The organism is Oscillochloris sp. ZM17-4 (assembly GCF_019599295.1).
Classification (GTDB): domain Bacteria; phylum Chloroflexota; class Chloroflexia; order Chloroflexales; family Chloroflexaceae; genus Oscillochloris.
Genome location: NZ_JAIEWN010000005.1, coordinates 16,905 through 33,569 on the forward strand (window position 1 = coordinate 16,905; position 16,665 = coordinate 33,569).

General features: G+C 69.6%; 16 protein-coding genes and 1 pseudogene. 9 read left to right on the forward strand and 8 right to left on the reverse strand.

The genetic code is table 11. The features are described from left to right. The coding region (locus K2Z83_RS05990; protein ID WP_370650081.1) for an MFS transporter at nucleotides 1-261 on the reverse strand (261 nt) is incomplete at its 3' end. Then, nucleotides 258-1,124: a 1-acyl-sn-glycerol-3-phosphate acyltransferase gene (locus K2Z83_RS05995; protein WP_220594274.1), complete on the reverse strand. Its 867-nt coding sequence runs from the start codon at nucleotides 1,122-1,124 to the stop codon at nucleotides 258-260. The genes K2Z83_RS05990 and K2Z83_RS05995, both read right to left, overlap by 4 nt. Before the next feature lie 141 nt (nucleotides 1,125-1,265). On the opposite strand from K2Z83_RS05995, the gene K2Z83_RS06000 reads away from it, so the two are divergent. Together K2Z83_RS06000 and K2Z83_RS06005 are read left to right on the forward strand one after the other, a co-directional pair. Further along, on the forward strand, nucleotides 1,266-1,826 hold the full coding sequence (locus K2Z83_RS06000; protein WP_220594275.1) for a 2Fe-2S iron-sulfur cluster-binding protein: 561 nt from the start codon (nucleotides 1,266-1,268) through the stop codon (nucleotides 1,824-1,826). 55 nt (nucleotides 1,827-1,881) lie between these two features. Continuing rightward, a complete protein-coding gene (locus tag K2Z83_RS06005) occupies nucleotides 1,882-2,859 on the forward strand; it encodes an NAD-dependent epimerase/dehydratase family protein (RefSeq protein ID WP_220594276.1) in 978 nt (325 codons plus the stop codon). A gap of 60 nt (nucleotides 2,860-2,919) precedes the next feature. Here K2Z83_RS06005 and K2Z83_RS06010 read toward each other — a convergent pair whose 3' ends face one another. Further along, entirely contained in the window at nucleotides 2,920-3,579 is a 660-nt protein-coding gene (locus tag K2Z83_RS06010; RefSeq protein WP_220594277.1) for a DUF1361 domain-containing protein, read from the reverse strand. Between the two features lie 126 nt (nucleotides 3,580-3,705). On the opposite strand from K2Z83_RS06010, the gene K2Z83_RS06015 reads away from it, so the two are divergent. The 5 genes from K2Z83_RS06015 (at nucleotide 3,706) to K2Z83_RS06035 (ending at nucleotide 9,216) form a co-directional block, all read left to right on the forward strand. Next, nucleotides 3,706-4,113: a hypothetical protein gene (locus K2Z83_RS06015; protein WP_220594278.1), complete on the forward strand. Its 408-nt coding sequence runs from the start codon at nucleotides 3,706-3,708 to the stop codon at nucleotides 4,111-4,113. A gap of 14 nt (nucleotides 4,114-4,127) precedes the next feature. Next, nucleotides 4,128-4,865 carry a response regulator transcription factor gene (locus tag K2Z83_RS06020; protein WP_220594279.1) on the forward strand — a complete coding sequence of 246 codons (738 nt, stop codon included), beginning with the start codon at nucleotides 4,128-4,130 and terminating at the stop codon, nucleotides 4,863-4,865. A 66-nt stretch (nucleotides 4,866-4,931) separates the two neighbouring features. Continuing rightward, nucleotides 4,932-7,103 carry an ATP-binding protein gene (locus K2Z83_RS06025; protein WP_220594280.1) on the forward strand — a complete coding sequence of 724 codons (2,172 nt, stop codon included), beginning with the start codon at nucleotides 4,932-4,934 and terminating at the stop codon, nucleotides 7,101-7,103. A gap of 190 nt (nucleotides 7,104-7,293) precedes the next feature. After that, nucleotides 7,294-8,109 carry an ABC transporter permease gene (locus K2Z83_RS06030; RefSeq protein WP_255603394.1) on the forward strand — a complete coding sequence of 272 codons (816 nt, stop codon included), beginning with the start codon at nucleotides 7,294-7,296 and terminating at the stop codon, nucleotides 8,107-8,109. A 63-nt stretch (nucleotides 8,110-8,172) separates the two neighbouring features. Further along, complete coding sequence (locus tag K2Z83_RS06035; RefSeq protein WP_220594282.1) at nucleotides 8,173-9,216, forward strand: ABC transporter substrate-binding protein; 1,044 nt, start codon at nucleotides 8,173-8,175, stop codon at nucleotides 9,214-9,216. A gap of 56 nt (nucleotides 9,217-9,272) precedes the next feature. On the opposite strand, the gene pepF (K2Z83_RS06040) is transcribed toward K2Z83_RS06035, so the two are convergent. The 3 genes from pepF (K2Z83_RS06040) to K2Z83_RS06050 all read right to left on the reverse strand — a co-directional run bounded on the left by pepF (K2Z83_RS06040) (nucleotide 9,273) and on the right by K2Z83_RS06050 (nucleotide 14,020). Beyond that, the gene (gene pepF, locus K2Z83_RS06040) at nucleotides 9,273-11,081 is read right to left on the reverse strand and encodes an oligoendopeptidase F (protein ID WP_220594283.1); all 1,809 of its coding nucleotides are present in this window, start codon (nucleotides 11,079-11,081) and stop codon (nucleotides 9,273-9,275) included. Nucleotides 11,082-11,188: 107 nt separating this feature from the next. After that, a complete protein-coding gene (gene pepF, locus K2Z83_RS06045) occupies nucleotides 11,189-12,988 on the reverse strand; it encodes an oligoendopeptidase F (protein WP_220594284.1) in 1,800 nt (599 codons plus the stop codon). Between the two features lie 228 nt (nucleotides 12,989-13,216). After that, nucleotides 13,217-14,020, reverse strand: a complete 804-nt coding sequence (locus K2Z83_RS06050; protein ID WP_220594285.1) for a class I SAM-dependent methyltransferase — start codon at nucleotides 14,018-14,020, stop codon at nucleotides 13,217-13,219. A 193-nt stretch (nucleotides 14,021-14,213) separates the two neighbouring features. Between K2Z83_RS06050 and K2Z83_RS06055 the strand changes: the two genes are divergently transcribed. Then, entirely contained in the window at nucleotides 14,214-14,504 is a 291-nt protein-coding gene (locus tag K2Z83_RS06055; RefSeq protein WP_220594286.1) for a helix-turn-helix transcriptional regulator, read from the forward strand. A 132-nt stretch (nucleotides 14,505-14,636) separates the two neighbouring features. Then, the gene (locus tag K2Z83_RS06060) at nucleotides 14,637-14,948 is read left to right on the forward strand and encodes a sigma factor-like helix-turn-helix DNA-binding protein (protein ID WP_220594287.1); all 312 of its coding nucleotides are present in this window, start codon (nucleotides 14,637-14,639) and stop codon (nucleotides 14,946-14,948) included. Here K2Z83_RS06060 and K2Z83_RS06065 read toward each other — a convergent pair. After that, nucleotides 14,945-15,976, reverse strand: a complete 1,032-nt coding sequence (locus tag K2Z83_RS06065; RefSeq protein WP_370650082.1) for a polyprenyl synthetase family protein — start codon at nucleotides 15,974-15,976, stop codon at nucleotides 14,945-14,947. The two genes, K2Z83_RS06060 and K2Z83_RS06065, sit on opposite strands and share 4 nt — an antisense overlap. A gap of 250 nt (nucleotides 15,977-16,226) precedes the next feature. After that, nucleotides 16,227-16,665: pseudogene (locus K2Z83_RS06070) on the reverse strand (DUF4838 domain-containing protein); the annotation flags it as partial.

A 16,665-nucleotide genomic window follows, 5' to 3' on the forward strand; every position in this document is an offset into this window, starting at 1 on the left:
CAGGCCCGAGACCGCCAGGCACAGGATGAGCACCGGCCGGCGGCCGACCCGGTCGGACAGGGAGCCGAGGAGGGGCGCGGCCAGCAGCTGCATCAGGGCGTAGAGCGAGCTGAGCAGGCCGATCAGCAGCCCGTCCCGCCCCGGCACCAGGAAGGGCAGCAGCGGCACGATCATCCCGTAGCCGAGCATATCGACGAACACCGAGAAGAAGACGATCAGCAGCGGGGATGCGCCGCGCAGGCGGGTGATGATCGCGCTCACGGGCGGGCGACCTCGGCGATCAGGCGGGCGGCCTCGGCCAGCGCGGCGGCGGACACGGCTTCGCCCCCGTCGGGCCAGATGGCCTGGCCGATCTGGACGCACACACGCACCGGGAAGCGCCGCGGCCAGATCAGCTGGATGATCGCCGCCAGCCACTGGCGATCCTGCGGGGCGCGGCGCAGCCGGGCCAGCGGGTGGGCCAGGGCCTGCGGCGAGAGCACCCCGCCGACGATCGCCGGCACCACGGCGGCCCCCCCGGCCAGGCGGGCGAACAGATCCACGCTCGACGACCAGCCGGCGAGCGAGTCGGCGGCCCCGGACAGGGCGCGGGGGTCAGGCTCGATCCGGCCGGCCGGGAAGGTGAGCAGCGCGCCGCCGGCGCGCAGGTGGCGGGCGGCCTCGCGCACCGCCGCCATGCGCCGGGACGGACCATCGCCCATCGGGATCATGCGCGCCGCGATCTGCGGCAGGGCGCGCAGGAAGGCCCGGTCGGCGGCGAGCACCCGCAGGTCGGGCCGCCCGATGGCGGCGGCGAGGGCGCAGGCGTCGAGCAGGCCGGGGTGGTTGGCGATGATCAGCAGGGGGCCGGCGGGCGGGGGCTGCGGGCCGCGCAGCTCCAGGCGCGCGCCGAGCTGGCCGGCCATCCAGGCCCCGCCGGTGCCCAGCCCCCCCGCGCCGACCATGGCGTCCATGCGGGCGAGCTGGCGGGCGAAGCGCAGCGCCGACGGGCGGCAGATCAGCTCCAGCGGGCCGCGAAGGCCGGCGTCGCGCGGGAGGCCGAACGCCGAGAGGATGTCGGCGGTGTTCAGCCAGATCAGATCGGCCAGAGATGCCGGGGTGGCCGGATCGACGGCTGGTAGCATAGAGACCATACAGCCCGGCGGTGAACCGCCGAATATAAGCAGGAATTCCTTGTGCATGATACCACGATAAATACCGCACTGAAGCCATATTCGTATGCTACAATGCGCATTATAGGTCGAACGAAACAAAAGGAGCCACAGATGCCTACGGTCGTCATCAACGGCGTCGCGATGGAGGCGGATCTTGGCGAGCGACTGATCGACGTGGCCCGGCGCAACGGCGCCCACGTCGGCTTCGTCTGCAACGGGGCCGGGATCTGTCAGACATGCCAGTGCCAGGTGCTGTCCGGGGCCGATCTCCTCAGCCCCGTGAACCCGTCCGAGCAGGCGTGGCTGTCCGAGAGCCGGCTGAGTGAGGGGCACCGCCTGGCCTGTAAGACGACTCTCGACCGGGCCGGCACCGTCGAGATGCGCTCCAAGGCAGAGGATCTGCGCCAGAAGGTGTTCGCGACGATCAGCCCGCCCGCCGGCTCAAACCCGATCGCAGAGCTCGGGCCGCTGGCCCAGTACGTCACGCGTATGCTCGCCGACGAGGTCTTGCGCTTCCCACTCAACGCGATCAACGCGTTCAGCCACCTCAAGCCGCGCGATCTCACGTGGCCCTTCCGGGATCTCGACCGCTATATGTCCGACGTGGCGCGCGTGGCCTCCAGCAGCACGCGGCAGCCCCGCGAGAGCGAGGCGCAAGAGAAGGCATCCTGATGCCTGGGGCGCGGGTAGATTCGCCGCCCCGCCCCCTCACCAGGAGAGAAGCACCATGCGCCTCCTGATCATCGGCGGCACGATCTTCCTCGGCCGCCACCTCGTCGATGCCGCCCTGGCCCGCGGGCACCAGATCACGCTCTTCCACCGCGGCCAGCACGGCGTCGAGCTGTTCCCCGAGGCCGAGCGCCTGCGGGGCGACCGCGACGGCGACCTGGCCGCGCTGGCGGGCCGCAGCTGGGACGCGGTGATCGACACCTGCGGCTACATCCCGCGCCACGTGCGCGCCACAGCCGAGCTGCTCGCACCCAGCGTCGGCCACTACACCTTCATCTCGTCGATCTCGGTCTACCCCGAGTACAGTAAGGTCGGCATCGATGAGTCCGACCCGGTGGGCACCCTGGACGACCCGGCCATCGAGCAGGTGACGGGGGAGAGCTACGGGCCGCTGAAGGCGCTCTGCGAGCGGGCCGCCGAGGCGGCCATGCCCGGCCGCACGCTCAACATCCGCCCCGGCCTGATCGTCGGCCCCCACGACCCGAGCGACCGCTTCACCTACTGGCCGGCCCGCGTGGCCCGCGGCGGCCGCTACCTCGCCCCCGAGCGCCCCGGCTATCTGGTGCAGATCATCGATGTGCGCGACCTGGCCGCCTGGACGATCCGCATGGTCGAGGCGGGGGCCACCGGCGTCTACAACGCCACCGGCCCCGAGCAGCCCCTGGCCCTCGGCGACATCCTCAACACCTGCCGGGAGATCGCCGGCAGCGACGCCGAGCCGGTCTGGGCCGACGCAGCGCGCCTGAAGGCCGCCGGCGTGGCCCCCTGGGTCGAGCTGCCGCTCTGGGTGCCCGAGGAGCCCGACACGCTCGGCTTCTCGCAGATCAACTGTGGCAAGGCCATCGCCGCCGGGCTGCGCTTCCGCCCCCTGGCCGAGACGGTCGCCGACACCCTGACGTGGGCGCGCGCACGCCCGGCCGACCACCAGTGGCGGGCCGGCATCGCCGCCGACAAAGAGGCCAGCATCCTCTCTTAACAATGCAAAATGCAAAATGCAAAATTGTACAATTTTGCATTTTGCATTTTGCATTTTGCATCACGCCCGCCGCACCGCCGTCAGGGTCAGGTAGCCCAGGGCCAGGAAGCAGGCGAAGAGCCCGCTCACCCCGATCATCTGCGGGTAGTGCGCGGGGTCGCTCAGGATGTGCCACAGGTCGTGGGCCAGGCCGCGCGGGCTGAACAACACATCCCAGGAGTTCCAGCGCAGGAAGCGCCCGAAGTAGATCCCCAGGCCGCTCAGGCCGCAGCTGGCCAGCACGAAGGCCCAGCTCAGCGCCGCCCCCAGGCGCTCGCGCACCACCCGCTGCACGATGTAGAGCGAGGCCACCCCCAGCAGGCAGCCCGCCCACGCGAAGGCCATGAGCATGCCCAGGTCGTACCACCAGACAAAGCCCATCCACTCAAGGTGGATGAAGTCGGTCATGATATAGGGCGCGTTCGGCAGGAAGAGCAGCCAGAGCACGCCGGGCAGGAGCGCGCGCCACCAGGAGCGCCGGGCGGCCGACTCGACCCAGAGCGACATCAGGTAGGGCATCCAGGCCAGGATCAGGTTCCAGATCAGGAACCTCGGCCCGAGCACGCCGCTCATCAGCGAGCGGCCGATCACCAGCAGGACAGCCAGGGCGCTCGCGGCGGCGCTCGGGTAGAACAGGGTGGAGGCTAGGCGGCGGTGTATCTGTATAATCTGGCGCATCATGTAGGCTCCTCCAGGCTAGGTTTCACATGCTACAGATAGCATACCCGAACACCCCGCCCGCGCGCGACGCCTCAGAGCACCGATCGGACGCACTCAGGTGCTTGACGGGCGAACTATCCTGAGCACATGAGAAAATACATCCCGCTCATCATCCTGGTCGGCGTCGCGCTGCTGCCATACGGCCTGGTCGCCCAGCAGTCGCCCGCCCTGGAGTACCTCTTCTACAAGGTATTCGACGGCCTGCCCGCCCACATCGTCGGCCACGCCGCCATCTTCGCTGCGATCGGCACCCTGGCCCTCAAGCACATCCCGGCGCTGCGCGGCCGACCGGCCGCCTACGCCGCCCTGATCCTGCTCGTCGCCCTGGGCCAGGAGGGGCTCCAGGTGATCTACAAGGGCCACCTGTACCTGGGAGACACCCTGGGCGACCTGCTGGTCGATCTGATCGCCGCCGCCGCCGTGTTCGCCACATGGTGGCAGGCTACCCGAAGCGTAAGGGCGCAGCAGCGCGGCGCCGCTGCGCCCCAACAGTGAGGAGCGCGCCCGCCATGATCCACCTGCTGGTGGTCGAGGATAACGAGAAGCTGCGGCCGGCCCTCTGCGCGGGGCTGGCCGCCACGGGCGAGGTGAGGCTCGCAGGCGACTGCGGCAGCGGCGAGGAGGCCCTGGCCCGCTGCCTCGACGCGCCGCCCGACGCCATCCTGATGGACGTGCAGCTGGAGGGCGCCTGGAACGGGATCGAGGCCGCCGTGGCCATCCGCCGCGAGCACCCGCGCCTGCCGGTGGTCTTCTACTCCATCCAGGACGACGACGCCTACTACCGGGCCTTCCGCCGCTCGGGCATCCTCAGCCACTACGCCTACGTGCGCAAGTCGAGCTACCTGCTGCCGCAGATGATCGTGCCGCTGCTGCGCGACGCGGTGGCCGGGCGCAGCTACATCGACCCGGAGATCGAGTCGCGGGTGCAGGAGGTGAGCCGCAAGGACGAGCGCTCGCCCATGGCCCTGCTGGAGCCCAACGAGCAGCAGGTGGCCCGCATGATCGCCCAGGGCATGAGCAACGAGCAGATCGCCGCCCGCCTGGGATTCCGCGACAAGCGCACGATCAGCCGCACCAACGGCCAGATCTACGCCGCCTGGGGCCTGAGCGACAGCGCCACCGACGAGAAGGTCGCCCGCACCCGCGCCGCCCTGATCGTGCGCGCCGGCCGGCTCATGCGCTGGGACGAGGACGGCACGCCGCTGGCCGAGGATGAGCGGGGGAGCTGGGTGTCGTTCGATGGGTAGGGCCGAAGCATTCGGTCTTGTCGCTACGCGACAAGACCGAATGCTTCGGCCCTACGGTGGCCACATATGATCTACCGCCTCCTCACCCTGGTCGACTGGGCGCTGATCGCCGGGTCGCTCTTTAACGCCATCGCCCTGCTCTGGCTGGGGCTGACGGTGCTGCTCAGCGCCGAGCGGCGCAGCTGGGGCACCTGGCTGGCCGGCGGCGGGCTGCTCTTCGGCGGAGCCTTCTTCGTCGGCCACACCGCCGTGGTCGGCCGGGTGATCGGCGCATTCGGCGGCGAGATGGACTTCTACTGGCGCACGGGCTGGCTGGTGCTGATCGTGGCGCCCTACCTCTGGTATCTGGTGATGGCCTGGTATAGCGGCGGGCTGCGCGAGCGCGCCGCCATTATGTGGCTGGCCGGGGTGAGCCTGATGGGCGTCGTCGCCCTGCTGATGGCCCTCTTCATCGACCCGCTGCCGAGCTACGCCGACCTGGCCCGACCGCCGGTCGGCCCGGCGGACCTGCTCAGCCGGGCCACGCTGACCCGCCTGATCTACCCGGCCTTCGCCGCCCTCTGCATCGTGCTGGCCATGCTCAGCCTGCGCGCCCCGGCCGCCGCGTCGGACCGCTTCATGGGCGACCTGGCCCGCCGGCGGGCGCGGCCCTGGCTGCTTGCGGCGTCGGCGGTGCTGCTCGCCATCGCCCTGGCCATCGGCGTGGCCTCGGTCTGGTTCCTCGACCAGGCCCGCGCCGGGCTCTTCCCCGGCCTGACGGCGCGGGGCATCGGCCTGCTGATCGGCTTCGACTTCCTCATCTGCCTCCTGATCGCCGCCGCCGTGGTGATGATCGGCCAGGCGGTGGTGGCCTACGAGGTCTTCACCGGCGCGGCGCTGCCCCGTGGCGAGCTGGCCCGCCAGTGGCGGCGCATCCTCATCCTGGGCGGCGTCTACGCCCTGGCCGTCGGCTGGAGCCTGAGCGGCGCGGGCATCCCCGACCTCCCGATCTACCAGCTGTTGATCGCCACCGTGCTAATGACCGTCTTCCTGGCCATGGTGGGCTGGCGCTCGGCCAGCGAGCCGGCAGGCGGCCTGGCCCGCCTGCGGCCCTTCGTGGCGAGCCAGAACCTCTACGATCGGCTGCTCGGCCCGGGCGGGGGGGGCGACGACAAGCCCGAGGCGGCCTTCCAGGCGCTCTGCGACGAGCTGCTCGGCGCGCGGGCGGCCTACCTGCTGCCGCTCGGCCCCCTGGCCGACCTGGCCGGCCCTGCCCTGTCCCACCCCGCCGGCCCCGCCCCGGAGGCCGGCGCCCTGATCGCCGCGCTCCAGGCGATGCCGGCGGCGCAGACGCCGCTCTGCCTGCCGTTCGCGTCGGAGTCCCGCGGCGAGGCCGGCTGGGCCGTGCCCCTACGCAATGATCGCGGCCTGATCGGGGTGCTGCTGCTCAGCGCCAAGGCCGATGGCGGCATCTACACCCAGGAGGAGATCGAGGTCGCCCGCGCCGCCGGTGAGCGCCTGATCGACGCCCGCGCCGCCGCCGAGATGGCCCGCCGCCTGGCCGACCTCCAGCGCCGTCGGATCGCCGAGAGCCAGGTGATCGACCAGCGCACCCGCCGCGTCCTCCACGATGAGGTGCTGCCCCAGATCCACGCGACCTTATTGCAGATTGCAGACTGCAGATTGCAGATTGAGCAGCAGGGCGGCCTCTCAGACAATCTGCAATCTGCAATCTCAAATCTGCAATCGTCTCACCGCCAGATCTCCGATCTGCTGCGCGCCCTGCCGCCGGCCATCGGCCCGGACCTGGCCCGCCTGGGCGCGCTGGGCGCCCTGCGCCGCACGGTCGACTCCGACCTGGGCGGGGCCTTCGACCATGTACACTGGGAGGTGCTGGACGAGGCCGAGGCCGCCGCCCGTAGGCTCGACCCGCTCAGCGCCGAGGCGCTCTACTACGCGGCCCGCGAGGCCGTTCGCAACGCCGCCCGCCACGGGCGCGGCGACACACCTGGCCGACAGCTCACCCTCACCGCCCGCGCATACGCTGGCAGCGACCCCGGCGGGCGCCCGCTGCTCACTGTCACTATCGAGGACGATGGGGTGGGCATGGGCGCGGTGCCGACCCGCGCCGACGGCGGCCACGGGCTAGCCCTGCACAGCACACTCCTGGCGATCATGGGTGGCACCCTCAGCGTCGCCAGCGCGCCCCGCCAGGCTACCGTGATCACGATCGGGGTGCCGCTGCCGACGCAGCAATAACAGGCGGCAACTGGAAGCCACAGGCTAAGGTCTACGGGTTCCGGCGTCGGCGCAGGCCGACGCCCGGCGCAACGCGCCCCGCCGGCGCGACTTCCAGTCGCCAGCCGATGGCGCCCAGGGCCTGCTCCAGCCCTGCCACCTGGAGCCGAGACCTTGTCTATGGCCATCAATGCCGTATAATACCGGCATTATGTCCAATGCCGCCGTCCACCCGAAGATCCGGCGCCGCGCCGCGCATCAGGCCCGCGCCAGCGGGCATCTTGTGCGCCGCTACGCGCCCTCGGCGCTGCTCTTCCTGGCCATGCTGGGGGGACTCCAGCTCGCCCTGCCAGCCCTGGGCGTACCGCCCTACCTGCTGCCCACACCTGGGCGCGTGCTGGCCAGGCTGATCGACCCCGCCAGCGGGCTGATCGGCCACCTGACAGCCACCGCCGCCGCCGGGGTGGGCGGGCTGGTCATAGGGGCCGTAGCAGGCGTGGCCCTGGCCGCCCTCTTCGTCGCCGTGCGCCCGGTCGAGCGCGCCCTCTACCCCTGGGTGCTCGTCTCGCAGACCCTGCCGGCCGCCGCGCTGGCCCCCCTGCTCACCATCTGGCTCGGCAACGGGCTCGCCCCGCGCGTAGCCATGGCCGCCCTGTTCGCCTTCTTCCCCGTCCTAGTCAACACCGCCCAGGGGCTGCGCAGGATCAGCGCCGAGCAGCTCGACCTGCTGCGGGCGTGGGGGGCCACGCCCGCCCAGGTCTTCCGCCTGCTGCGCGCGCCCTCCTGCCTGCCGGCGCTCTTCGCCGGGCTGAAGATCGCCTCCACCCTCGCCGTCGTCGGCGCGATCGTCGGCGAGCTGTCCGGCTCCAGCAGCGGCCTCGGCTATGTGATCAGCATCGCCACCTACCACCTGCAGACTGACCGCGTCTTCGCCGCCGTCACCCTCGCCGCAGCCCTCAGCCTCGCGCTCTATGCCATCACCGTGGCCGTCGAGCAGAAGGTTGTCTTCTGGCAGCACGACCAATAGCAATGCTGATAACGCGCAGGGCCAGGGCGGGCATTGTCACCAAGTTAACCAGAGAGAAAGCCTATGCGCCAGATATACACCCCAGTCCTAATGCTCACCCTCGCCGCGATCGTCGCCGGGTGCGCCCCGGCCCCGTCCGCAGGCGGCGCCGGCCCCGAGCTGCGCCAGGTATCCATGCGACTCCAGTGGTTCCCGCAGTACCAGTTCGCCGGCTACATCGTCGCCAAGGTCAAGGGCTACTACGAGCAGGCCGGCCTCGACGTGACCCTGAACCCCGGCGGCCCCGACCTGGTCTCCCTGCCGCTGGTCGCCACCGGCAAAGACACCTTCGGCAGCACCGGAGCCGACACCGTGCTCACCGCCCGCGAGCAGGATATCGACGTCGTCGCCCTGGCGACATGGTTCCAGGCCAGCCCGGTGACATTTATGGTCCACAGCGACTCGGGGATCATCGGGCCGCAGGACTTCCCCGGCCACACGGTGGGCATGTTCTACGGCGATAACGTGGAGACGGAGTACCTCGCGCTGCTCGCCGCCACCGGGGTGGAGCGCGCAGCGATCACCGAGATCCCCGGCGACTTCAGCCTGGCGCCCTTCCTAGAGCGCCGCGCCGACATCTGGCCGGTCTACGCCACCGATCAGCCCAACACCGCCCGCCGCGAGGGGGCCAACATCAGCCTGATCTTCGCCCGCGACTACGGCGTGCAGCTGATGGGCGATGTGCTCTTCACCAGCGCGGCCTTCGCCAAGCAGAACCCCAACACGGTGCGCGCCTTCGTCGAGGCCACCCTGCGCGGCTGGCAGGACGCCATCGACAACCCCGCCGAGACGGTCGACCTGATCGCCGCCTACAACCCGGACCTGGAGAAGGGCCAGCTCAGCTTCGAGGCCGAGGAGACGATCAAGCTGATCACCTACGGCGCGGGCAAGGCCTGCCCGGGCTCCAGCGACCCGGCGGCCTGGGAGGCTGAGGCGATGACGCTGAGGAACCTGGCGATCCTGGCGAAGCCGGCCGATCTGACGGCGGCCGTGGACAACCAGTATGTGGCGGGGTACTACCAGGGGAAGGGCGTGGCGTGCGGGATCACTGAGCCACTGAGTCGCTGAGCCACTGAAGTGAGATTCAGTGATTCAGTGATTCAGTGATTCAGTGATTCAGTGGCTCAGTGGCTCAGTGCTTCCAGCTGGTCGAGCAGCTCGCCGAAGGTGTCCATCGCGGACTGGATGGGCGCGGGGGTGGTCATATCGACGCCGGCGCCGCGCAGCAGGTCGATCGACGACTTGGATGAGCCGCTGCTGAGGAAGTTCAGGTAGCGGTCGATCGCCGGCTGGCCCTCGTCGATGATCTGCCGGCTGAGGGCCAGGGCCGCCGAGAGCCCGGTGGCGTACTGGTAGACGTAGTAGTTGTAGTAGAAGTGCGGGATGCGCGCCCACTCCCAGGCGATCTCCTCGTCGAGCGTCACCGCCGGGCCGTGGTAGCTGCCCACCAGCTCGTAGTAGCGCTGGCTGAGCCCGTCCGACGTCAGCGGCTCGCCGGCCTCGGAGCGGGTGTGCATGTCCAGCTCGAAGGAGGCGAACATCGTCTGGCGAAAGATCGTCGTGCGGACATCCTCAAGCTGCTGCACCAGCAGGCGCTTGCGCAGCTGCTCGTCGTCGCGGTGCTTGAGCAGATAGTCCGTCAGCAGCGCCTCGTTGAGCGTCGAGGCCACCTCGGCCACGAAGATCGTGTAGCTGCTGTAGGCGAAGGGCTGCGTCTTGCGGGTGAAGTAGGAGTGCATCGAGTGGCCCAGCTCGTGGGCCAGGGTGAAGGCGTCGTTCAGCCGGTCCTGGTAGTTGAGCAGGATATAGGGCGGCGTGCCGTAGGAGCCGCTGCTGTAGGCGCCGCTGCGCTTGCCCACATTCTCGTAGACATCGATCCAGCGGCTGCTGAAGCTCTCGCGCAGGGCCTCGGCGTAGCTCGGGCCGAGGGGGGCGAAGGCCGCCAGCATCATCTCCTGGGCCTCGGCGTAGGGGATCTCCAGCGCCACCTCGGGCACCGGCGGGGTGTAGAGGTCGTAGATCCGCAGGTCGTCCAGGCCCATCAGCTTCTTGCGGATGGCCATGTAGCGGTGCAGCTTCGGCAGGTTGGCCTCGATCGTGCCCACCAGGTTATGGTAGACATCCAGCGGGATCTCGTTGGGCTTGAGGGCCGCCTCCAGGGCCGAGCCGTAGCTGCGCACGCGGGCGTCGAGCACGTGGGAGCGCACCGCCGTGCCCAGGGTGGTGGCGATCGTGTTGCGGAAGGGCTTGTAGGCGCTGTACAGCCCTTTGAAGGCGTCGCGGCGCACCCGCCGGTCGCCGCTCTCGATATAGCGGCCGTAGCGCGCGTGCGAGAGCTGCACCGTGGCCCCCTGCTCGTCCTTGATGCTCGGGAAGCTGATGTCGGAGCTGTTCAGCGTCTCGAAGATCTCGTAGGGCGCGCGGGTGATGTCGCCAAACTGGGCCAGCAGCCCCTCGACCTCGGCCGAGCGGATGTGGGCGCGCTGCTTGTTCAGCCGCTCCAGCTCGTAGGCGTAGAGCCCCAGACCCTCCTCGTGGGCCACCCAGTCCGTCAGCGTCTCCTCGGGGATGGCCAGGATCTCCGGGTCGATGAAGGCCAGCGCCGCCGAGGTGCGGGCCGCGAACGAGCCGGCCCGCTCGTTAAGCGCCTGCCCGGCGGGGTCGGTGCCATCCGAGTCCTTCAGCTGGCGCGCGTAGACGTAGAGCGCCCAGAGCCGGCGGCTCACCTCGTCGCGCTGGCGCAGGGCGGCCAGCAGCTGCCCCGCCCCCTGGCCGAGGGTGCCCTGCATGGCCAGAAACTGCTGGGCCAGCGCGTCGACGGCGGCAAGCTCGGCGTCCCAGGACTCCACGCTGGGGAAGATAATGCTCAGATCCCAGGTGTGCTCCGGCGCGGCCTCCGCGCGGGTGGGCACCTTCTGCGTGTCAATCGTCATATGGTCTCCTGTGGTGATATGCCGCATGCTATAACGCCAAACCTGGTAGGGCCGAAGCATTCGGGTTAGGCGCTACGCGCCTAACCCGAATGCTTCGGCCCTACCATTTACCCAATCAAACCCTCTAAACGGTCCACGAACCCCGCCATCACCCCGAAGGCCCGGTCCATCGCCGCCGGCGAGGTCATATCGATCCCGGCCAGGGCCAGGGCGTCGAGCGGGTAGCGCGAGCCGCCCGCCGAGAGGAAGCTCAGGTAGCGCTCGACGGCGCCCGCCTCGCCGCGCAGCACGCCGTCGGCCAGGGCGTTGGCCGCCGCGATCCCCGAGGCGTACTGGTAGACGTAGAAGTTGCTGTAGAGGTGCGGGAACTGCGCCCAGACGATCCCGTCTCGCGCGGGGTCCACCCGCACCGCCGGGCCGTAGCCGCGGGCGAACAGCTCGGCCAGCAGCTCGCCCATGCGCTCGGCCGTCACCGCCTCGCCGGCCTCGGCCCAGGCGTGGGTCTGCTGCTCGAACTGCGAGAGGATGGGCATCACGAAGAGGTAGCGGTGGAAGTTGGACATCGCCTCCTCGATCAGGGCGATCTGGAACTCCCGCGACCCTCCCTGGGCCAGCAGGTGCCCGCGCACCATGGCCTGGTTGAAGTTTGAGGCCACCTCGGCCACGAACAGGGTGTAGTCGCTGTAGACCGCCGGCTGCGCCCGGTTGGTGTGCCAGCTGTGCATCGAGTGGCCCAGCTCGTGGGCCAGGGTGCTCATGCTGGTCAGGCTGTCGCCGTAGTTCATCAGGATGAACGGCGGCGTCCCGTAGCCGCCCCCCGAGTAGGCCCCGCTGGCCTTGCCCCGGTTCGGGTAGATGTCCACCCAGCGCTCGCTGGTCAGCCCGGCCCGCGCGACGCGCACGTACTCCTCGCCCAGGGGTGCCATCCCCGCGCAAACCATCTCCACCGCCTCGGCGTAGCTCACCGCCGGGCCCTTGGCCAGCGGCGCGAAGATGTCGCAGGCCTCCATCTGCCCCAGGCCCAGCGCCCGCCGCCGGAGATCCCAGTAGCGGTGCCAGATCGGCAGGTTCCGGTTGCAGGCGTCAATCACGGTGTCGTAGACCGCCCGGGGCACATTCGACTTATCCAGCGAGGCCTCCAGGGCGCCCGCGTAGCCGCGCGCACGGGCCAGGAACACATCGCCCTTCACGCTGCCCGCGTACAGCGCGCCAAAGCTGTTCCTCAGCGACAGAAAGCCGTCGGCGTAGGACTCCCAGGCGCTCTTGCGCAGCGCCCGGTCGCCGTGCTCGAGCAGCTCGTCGATCGTGCCGCGGGCGACCTGGTGGGGCGCGCCCGCGCTGTCCGTCGCGTCGGCGAAGCGCAGGTCGCCGTCGGCGAGCATCTGGTAGGCGCCATACGGCGTGCCCAGGGCGTCGCCCGCAGCCGCCAGCAGCTGCTCCACCTCGCCGGAGCGCACGTGGCCGCCCAGGCGTCGCAGGTTGCTCAGGTAGTGGGCGTAGATGCCGAGCGCCGGCTCGTCGGCCAGGAAGGACTCGACCCGGGCCGGGTCGATCGCCAGCAGCTCCGGCTCGGCGAAGGCCGCCGCCGCCATACAGCGCGAGAACAGGCCGAACGCCCGCTCGCGCAGGGCCGCCATCTGCTGGTTGGAGGTGTCCTGGTCGAAGGACATCAGGGCGTAGGAGAGCAGCGCATACGCCGCCACGCGCAGCTCGCCCCAGGCCTGGAGCCAGCCCAGCAGCGCCCCGGGCGACTCGCCCATACGGCCCTGGAAGCGGGATAGATCCGGCAGCGCGCCCTCGACCCGCCGGGCCTCGGCCTCCCACGCGGCGATATCGGCGAAGATGTGAGTCAGATCCCAGGTATGCTCGGCCGCGACCTCGTCGCGGCGTAGCAGCGCTACTGTCATGAGGCTCCCTTTCTATCCACGGCATCATTGCTAGATCTATCGGCGCACAGATATCCAGATTATACCCTTGTCATCCGTCGCCCGCCAATACCTGAAATCCCGTATCAGAGCTGTTGAAATAGATGTTTTGCTGGAATTTTGGCGGCTTCGCCGCCAAAATTCCAGCAAAAGTGTGCCCGGCAGGCACATGCCGCACTGGTTCTGCTGCGGCGCGGCGTAGCCGCGCCCCTACCCCTTGCGGGCGACGACGATCCCGAAGGTGCCGCGCAGCGACTCGACCCGCCCGTCGCGCTCACGCACCGCGAAGCGCTCGCGCAGGTGCGGCGGCGCCGCCAGCAGCCATGCGCCGAGGGCGTCCCGGTCCGCATCGCGCATACGCATGCGCGCCGTCCACGAGGTGAACTCGTAGGGCTCGCGCGGGTCGTCCTCGCAGTACGTCACCTCCAGGCCGGCCTCGGCGCAGAAGCCGCGCCACTCGGCGTAGGAGTAGGCCCGCACATGGCTCGGGTCGCGCCAGCGCTCGAAGCGGTCCATAAACCCATCCTGCTCGGCGTCCTCGATGCCGATATGGTCGGAGACGAGCAGCAGGCCGCCGGGGCGCAGGGCGGCGGCGGCCCCGCGCACAAAGGCGCGCACGTCGGCGAAGTGGTGGGCCGCGACCCGGCAGGTGATCAGGTCGAGGCTGGCCGGCGCGCAGGGCAGGCTCTCGGCCTCGGCCCGCAGGTAGGACACGTTCGCCACCCCCTGGGCGCGGATGTGGTCGCGGGCGGCGTGGAGCATCGAGCGCGTCAGGTCGCTGGCGATCATCAGCCGCACGTGGGGGGCGAAGGCCAGGGCAGTGTGGCCGCCGCCGGTGGCCACGTCGAGGGCCAGCTCGTGGCCGCGCGGGGCGGCCAGCTCCACGAGCCGCTGGAGATCCGCGCCGTGCGCGTGGGTCGCGCTCGTCACATAGTCGTGGGCGGCGGGGGCAAACTGCGACTGGGCCAGCGACTTGATCGTCGCCTGGTCATCGGGCGAGCTGCTCATCACCATAACGGTTACTCCTCAGAAACGCCGCTGCTGCGGCCTGTCCCCTGTCCCCTGTCCCCTGTCCCCTAGTATAGCAGCGATGCCGCCCGCCCTGCGCAAAAAAGCCTGCTTGCGTGTATCCGATGACGTGTTAGAATAGAGAGAGATTCACAAACCCGGTCAGTAACCGCCTAACGCAATGGATGAGGGAGTGTCGATGAGTGATGAATATCAGTACCCGCCAAAGGCATCGCGCAAGCGGGCTCGCCAGGAGTGGGACGCCCGCCGGATACGGGCGCTCCGCGAGCACATGGGCATGACACAGCAGCAGATGGCCGATGAGCTTGAAGTGCGGCAGCAGACGATCAGCGAGTGGGAGACGGGAACGCACAAGCCACACCGATCGACCCAGAAGACGCTCTCGCTCGTGGCCGAGCGGGCCGGCTTCACCTACCAGACGGATCAGCCCCCGGCTGATGGTCGCGAGCGCCCGCTGGGCGAGGCTTGACAGATACACGATATCGTGTTATCATCACCGATAGAGTAATTGTCAGCCGCATGGGCTGAAGAGAACACGATGCGCGCATCGTGTTCTCTTCAGCCCAGCATATCCTTTTACGTGTACCCTATGAAGCAGCGCATGATCATCACCCCAGAGGAGCTTCGCCAGCGCTACCGTGACTCGGGACAGACGCTCGCGACCATCGCCGCCGAGATCGGCTGTAGCGCAGCCACCGTCTCAAACATGCTGCGGCGTCACGGCATCCCCGCCCGCCCCGGCCGCTTCCCCAAGCGCATCCACATCCCGCGCGAGGTGATCGTCCAGCGCTACAGCATCGAGCGCGCGCCAATGAAGGAGATCGCGGAGCAGCTCGGCATCAGCACTGGCACGCTCAGCGCCCTGCGCAAGGCCTATGGCATCCCGCAGCGGGCGCGATCCATCCCGCGCTAGGACTCCCGGTTAACCACGAACTCGGTCAGGTCGATCAATGACTGCCGGGCGAGCGAATTGGGGAAGGCGTCCAGGTTGCCGATGGCCTGGGCGATATAGCGGCGAGCCTCGGCCATCGCAGCATCGGCACCGCCGGCGGACAGCACCTCGGCGATGGCCGCGTCGATCACCGACTCATCAGCCGCGCTCTGCTCGATGACGGCCCGCAGCAGCGGGCTACCCGTGGACTCAAGGGCGTAGATCAGGGGCAGGGTGATCGTCCCCTGACGCAGGTCGTTGCCCGCCGGCTTGCCGAGGGTGTCCTCATCGCCCGTGAAATCGAGGACATCGTCCACGATCTGGAAGGCGATGCCGACATCGAAGCCATACCTGCCGAGGGCAGCGATCTGCGCATCGCCGCCGCCGCCGGCCGCCATCCCGGCCTTGCACGCCGCCTCGAAGAGCGCCGCCGTCTTGGCGCCCGTCTTGTAGAAATACTGGCTCAGGGCCGTCTCCGCCGGCTCAGCCTGCATCACCGGGCTCAGCTCACCCTCGACGATCGTCTGCACCGCAGCGGCGTAGAAGGTGATGATCCGCGGATCGGGGCTGAGCGACATCTCGGCGGCGGCCAGGGCAAAGAAGTAGTCGCCCACCATGAGCGCCACGTCATTGTCCCAGCGGGTGTGGACGGTCACCCGGCCGCGGCGGCGGGCCGCCTGGTCGACAAGGTCGTCGTGGACGAGCGATGCGGCGTGGATCAGCTCGGCCGATGCTGCGGCGTGGATGACGTTGCTCAGCTGGTAGCTGCCCAGCTGCGCCGCGAGCAGGGCCATGGCCGCCCGCAGGCGCTTGCCGCCGGAGCGCACCGTATGGATGCTGGCTGCAGTGATCAGCTCGGAGCGTGAGCGCGAGCGCTCGAGCAGCAGGTCCTCGACGGCGCGGAGATCCGCCGTCAGGCTCGCCCGCTCAAAGAGATCGAGGATGCCGCTGCCCTGGGCGACTCGCTGCCTGACGTAGCGCTTGTCGGGGCCTCCATCTATAGTGCTCACATGCGCCTCAGCTTCTGATAGGGGTGTGTTGGTTCGGTAGGCAGCCATTTTGCCAGTCCTTCCACGCGCGCCATGGCGCCGGGAATAGGGTATGCATAAGATTGTGATATTCAGCACAATCTTACTATAACATAAAGCAGATGACTGTCAAGGGTATTGTACGGCATACCGTCACAACACACGGTTGCCACGTCCCGAGTCAGGAGTTTTAAGGCAACAACCCTGCGGGCCACGCGGCAGGGTTGTTGCCTTACCTACGGGCGCGCAGCAGCTCCCAAGCCAGGAGGGGGTCGGCCAGGAGGGCGCGGGCGTCGGCGGCGCGGCGGGCGCGCAGGGCGGCCCGCCGCCAGGGCGGGCCGAGCCGGCGGTCGGCGATATGGTCGAGGTGGAGCTGGAATGCCACGCGCAGCAGGAGGTGGCCGGCGCGGGCGCGCGGCGGCACGTGGGCCTCGGCCCAGGCGGCCAGGGCGTCGAGGGCGGCCTGGGCCGCGCCGAGGGCGTCGCGCAGCACCTGCCGGGACGCGCCGCGCTCGGCCAGCACATAGAGCTGCTGGCGCAGCGACAGGAAGCGCAGCAGATCGGCGGACAGCTCCCACTCGGCCCGCTCGGCGGCCAGGGCCGGCTCGTCGGCGAAGGCCGAGCGCATCACCTCGGCCCAGGCCGCCCGCCCGCCGGCCAGGTCGTCCTCG